Below are 3,827 nucleotides of genomic sequence, written 5' to 3'. Positions count from 1 at the left end.
ATCGACTGGCTTCAGTCCTACTCGCTGTACAGTAACTTGCTCGAGAGTTACTATGACAAGGAACTCGGCGATCGTTGGAGTCAGGACATCCGCGAGGTTCGAGCTCTGCTTCAGAAGGAAGCGGAGCTGCAGGAACTTGTTCGTCTCGTAGGTGTCGACGCGCTGTCTGTAGCAGACCGCCTGGTACTGGAATCGGCGAAGTCCATACGTGAGGACTTCCTGCAGCAGGGAGCTTTCACCGAGGGCGACAGCTACACCTCTCTCCGCAAGCAGTTGCGAATGCTTGACGTCATCATGTTGTGGAGCCATCTGGCGGGCAAGGCTGCATCGGGGGGCGTACCGCTCGGTGCTGTTCTCGCAATGCCGGTCAGAATCGAGATTGCTCGCTCAAAGAGCATTCTCGAGACGAACCTTGCTGCATTCGACACGCTTGAGAACTCGATAACAAAGGGTTTTGAGGCTCTGTCAGAAATGGACACGACTGCACGGGAGGAGTACCATGAATAGGGATTACCGAACAGTCCGCGAAATCGTGGGACCGCTAGTACTTCTGGATGGGGCTCACGATGTCAAATATGGTGAACTCGTCGAACTGCGAACGATCTCCGGGCTGAGACATGGCCAGGTGCTCGAGGTCTCCGGCGACACGGTTCTGGTTCAGGTCTTTGAGGGTTCGTCCGGAATGGACCGCGGTCAGACAGTGACTCGATTCCTTGGACACGGGTTGCAGTTCGGGGTCTCGCGCGACATCGTGGGCCGGGTGTTCAACGGACTCGGAGCACCGATCGATGGAGTTGCTCCGATTCTTCCTGACAAAGTGCTGGACATCAATGGCGATCCCATGAATCCCTATGCGCGCGACTATCCCGACGAGTTTATACAGACTGGCATTTCTGCAATCGACGGACTCAATACTCTTGTTCGGGGTCAGAAGCTGCCGATCTTTTCGGGCAGCGGTCTTCCTCACGCCGAGATCGCCGCGCAGATTGCCAGGCAGGCTCGGGTGCTTTCTGGAACTGACGAGTTTGCCGTCGTTTTTGGCGCGATGGGCATCACATTCGAGGAAGCCGACTTCTTTATATCTGATTTTCGCAAGAGTGGCGCAATCAATCAGTCAGTACTGTTCATGAACCTGGCAAATGACCCCGTCATCGAGCGGATAGCGACTCCTCGTTTTGCACTGTCTGCTGCCGAATATCTGGCTTTCGAACTCGGAATGCACGTTCTGGTTATCCTTTCCGATATGACCAATTACTGTGAAGCTCTGCGTGAGATCTCTGCAGCTCGGAAAGAGGTACCGGGCAGACGTGGCTATCCAGGATACCTCTATACGGATCTGGCCACAATTTACGAGCGAGCTGGTCGCATCAAGGGCAAGAAGGGGTCGATCACTCAACTGCCAATCCTGACCATGCCTGAAGACGACAAGACGCATCCGATTCCGGATCTTACAGGCTACATTACCGAGGGACAGATCTTCCTGAGCAGGTCACTGCATCAGGCAGGCATCTACCCGCCAATCGATGTACTTCCATCGCTGTCCCGGCTAAAGGACAAGGGTATCGGCAAGGGCAAGACGCGCGAGGATCACGCTGGCCTGCTCAACGAGTTGTTCGCCGCCTATGCCCGAGGACGCGATGCAAAGGAGCTTGCAATTGTCCTGGGCGAGTCGGCGCTCACAGAGACGGATCGGACGTTCGTGAAATTCTCAGATGAGTTTGAACGTCGTTTTGTCCAGCAAGGGCACGACGAGGATCGATCGATCGAACAGACACTGTCCATCGGGTGGGAACTCCTCTCGATACTACCGCTGCAGGAACTGAAGCGTGTCTCGCCAGCTATGATAGAGAAGTATATGCCGAAGCGTACGGCATAGGCAGAGCGATGATCCTCAAGGTCAACCCAACCAGGATGGAGCTTCTGCGGCTGCAGAAGCGTTTTGTTCTTGCTCGGCGGGGTCACAAACTTCTCAAGGACAAGCTCGAGGGTCTTATGAAGACATTTATCAGACTTGCAGAAGAGTATGGTGATTATCGGGCGCACGTTGACCACGAACTGCCGGACGCACTGGCTGCGTTCAAGGGTCAAACTGCCACGTATCCAGCGGTCGTCGTGGAGCTGCTCTCGCGAACAGTCTCTACTCGTCTCGACATCGAAGCGGGAACCAAGACCGTCATGAATGTAGCCTTGCCTGTGCTGTCTTTCTCGATCTCGGATTTCGAGTCCCCGTCATTCGCCGGGTTGGAGGGAGCCGGGGTAGAAGCTTCCCTTCTGAGGTTGTATGAGTTGATGCCATCCATCGTGAAGCTAGCTCAGATTGAGGCAAGCATACGTCTGATGGCGGAGGAAATTCAGCGAACCCGGCGGCGGGTAAATGCTCTCGAGTATGTCATGATCCCCAACCTTGAGGAGACGATTCGGTTCATTACGTCGAAACTGGACGAGAATGAACGGGCAAACACTACGAGGCTTCTGAAAATCAAGGAGATGATCCGGTCTCATTGATGACACGTCGGCGGATGTTCGAGGCGGTCTTGTCATGTCGACAGGCGTACCTTGGGAAGTCCATAGAGGTTCTGGACAAGGTCGTCCGATTGCCGGACGACCGCTTTGCTCATCGGGATGTCGTAACATATGCGGGCGGAGCTGTCTGTGTCGTGGCATTGACCGTCGACAATCGCGTCGTGCTTGTGCGCCAATACAGACCGGCGCCCGAGATGGTCATGTTTGAGATCCCGGCTGGGCGCCGCCACGGTGTGCACGAACGCTTCCTCACCGCCGCACGCCGGGAACTCCGTGAGGAGACTGGGTATATTGCGAGTTCCTGGAAGAAGTGCATCGAATTCTGGCCCAGCCCCGGCTTCGTCGATGAACGGCTGACGCTGTACATTGCGAAGGATCTTCGGCATGGTCCTACCGAAATGGATTCCGACGAATTCATCAGACCGGTTCTGATGCCTGTCACCGAAGCTATTGAACGATGCCGCGACGGGCGCATGAATGACGCAAAGACCCTCATCGGGCTGCTCTGGTGTGCTGCGTTCGAAGGATTGGCAAGCGGCTAGATGATGGCTTTCTGGTATGTTGTCGCCTTCCGCATTGTCGCCGTGTTGCCCGTCTGGCTCAGACGGGTCATTGCCAGGTTGATTGCCTGGGGCTACTTTGCCTTCAACACCGGGCAGAGGCGAGGGGTCTTCGCGAACCTGAGAATCATGCGGCCTGAAGCAAGCCATCGGGAGCTGTCACGGTTGGCATTGCGGACGTTCGGCCAGGCTGGGATGAACCTGGTCGACTTCTTCGAGATACCGTCCACCAGCGATGCTCGCATCAAATCGATGATCATGAACTTTGCGGACATACACGTGCTCCTCGAGCAGCGATCCGGTGGCAGGCCATTTTGCCTGGTTACCGGGCACTATGGACACTGGGAGCTGGCCGGGGCGATGCTTGGCCTTGGCGGCTACAGGACGCATGCGATTGCACTCACGCAGAATAGCTGGGTCGTCCAGCGGCTCTATGAGTCGCTCCGTGTGCGTTTTGGGCTGACTGCCCACGACGTTCGGTTCGGATTGAGGGACCTCCTCCGACATTTACCAGAGGGCGAAGTGCCGGCCATTGTCTCCGACAGAGACTATGCGAACGGTGGCGAGGAGATAGAGTTTTTTGGGCATCCCGTCCGCTTTCCCCGTGGGGCAGCACTGCTTTCTTTTCGAAGGAAGCTCGTTGGAATTCCTGGATTCCTTGTGCGGCAGCCAGACGGAAGGTTTTTGCTCAAATTTGGTCGGCCAATCAACCCGGAAGCTTCAGACGAGCGGTCCTGGGTGCGA

The 3,827-nt window shown here is 56.0% G+C and carries 5 protein-coding genes; all 5 read left to right on the top strand.

Going from position 1 to position 3,827, the window contains the following annotated elements; translation table 11 throughout:
- Positions 1-507 (top strand): ATP synthase beta subunit C-terminal domain-containing protein (locus SMC5_RS10710; protein ID WP_320409821.1); only part of this gene is annotated, 507 nt, incomplete at its 5' end.
- Positions 500-1,876: a V-type ATP synthase subunit B gene (locus tag SMC5_RS05410; RefSeq protein WP_119087525.1), complete on the top strand. Its 1,377-nt coding sequence runs from the start codon at positions 500-502 to the stop codon at positions 1,874-1,876. The genes SMC5_RS10710 and SMC5_RS05410, both read left to right, overlap by 8 nt.
- 8 nt (positions 1,877-1,884) lie before the next feature.
- Entirely contained in the window at positions 1,885-2,505 is a 621-nt protein-coding gene (locus tag SMC5_RS05405) for a V-type ATP synthase subunit D (protein WP_119087524.1), read from the top strand.
- Complete coding sequence (locus SMC5_RS05400; protein ID WP_119119910.1) at positions 2,505-3,065, top strand: NUDIX hydrolase; 561 nt, start codon at positions 2,505-2,507, stop codon at positions 3,063-3,065. The genes SMC5_RS05405 and SMC5_RS05400 overlap by 1 nt, the downstream gene beginning before the upstream one ends.
- Positions 3,066-3,827 (top strand): lysophospholipid acyltransferase family protein (locus tag SMC5_RS05395; RefSeq protein ID WP_133299166.1); only part of this gene is annotated, 762 nt, incomplete at its 3' end. It abuts the gene before it with no gap.

It is taken from the genome of Candidatus Cryosericum odellii, from assembly GCF_003570935.1.
Taxonomy (GTDB): domain Bacteria; phylum Caldisericota; class Caldisericia; order Cryosericales; family Cryosericaceae; genus Cryosericum; species Cryosericum odellii.
Note: the sequence above shows the minus strand (reverse complement) of the source record. Positions and strands in the feature narration are given on the sequence as shown.

Coding starts and splice junctions, on each gene's coding strand:
- SMC5_RS05410 (WP_119087525.1), top strand. CDS start 500: ATGAATAGGGATTACCGAACAGTCCGCGAAATCGTGGGACCGCTAGTA.
- SMC5_RS05405 (WP_119087524.1), top strand. CDS start 1,885: ATGATCCTCAAGGTCAACCCAACCAGGATGGAGCTTCTGCGGCTGCAG.
- SMC5_RS05400 (WP_119119910.1), top strand. CDS start 2,505: ATGACACGTCGGCGGATGTTCGAGGCGGTCTTGTCATGTCGACAGGCG.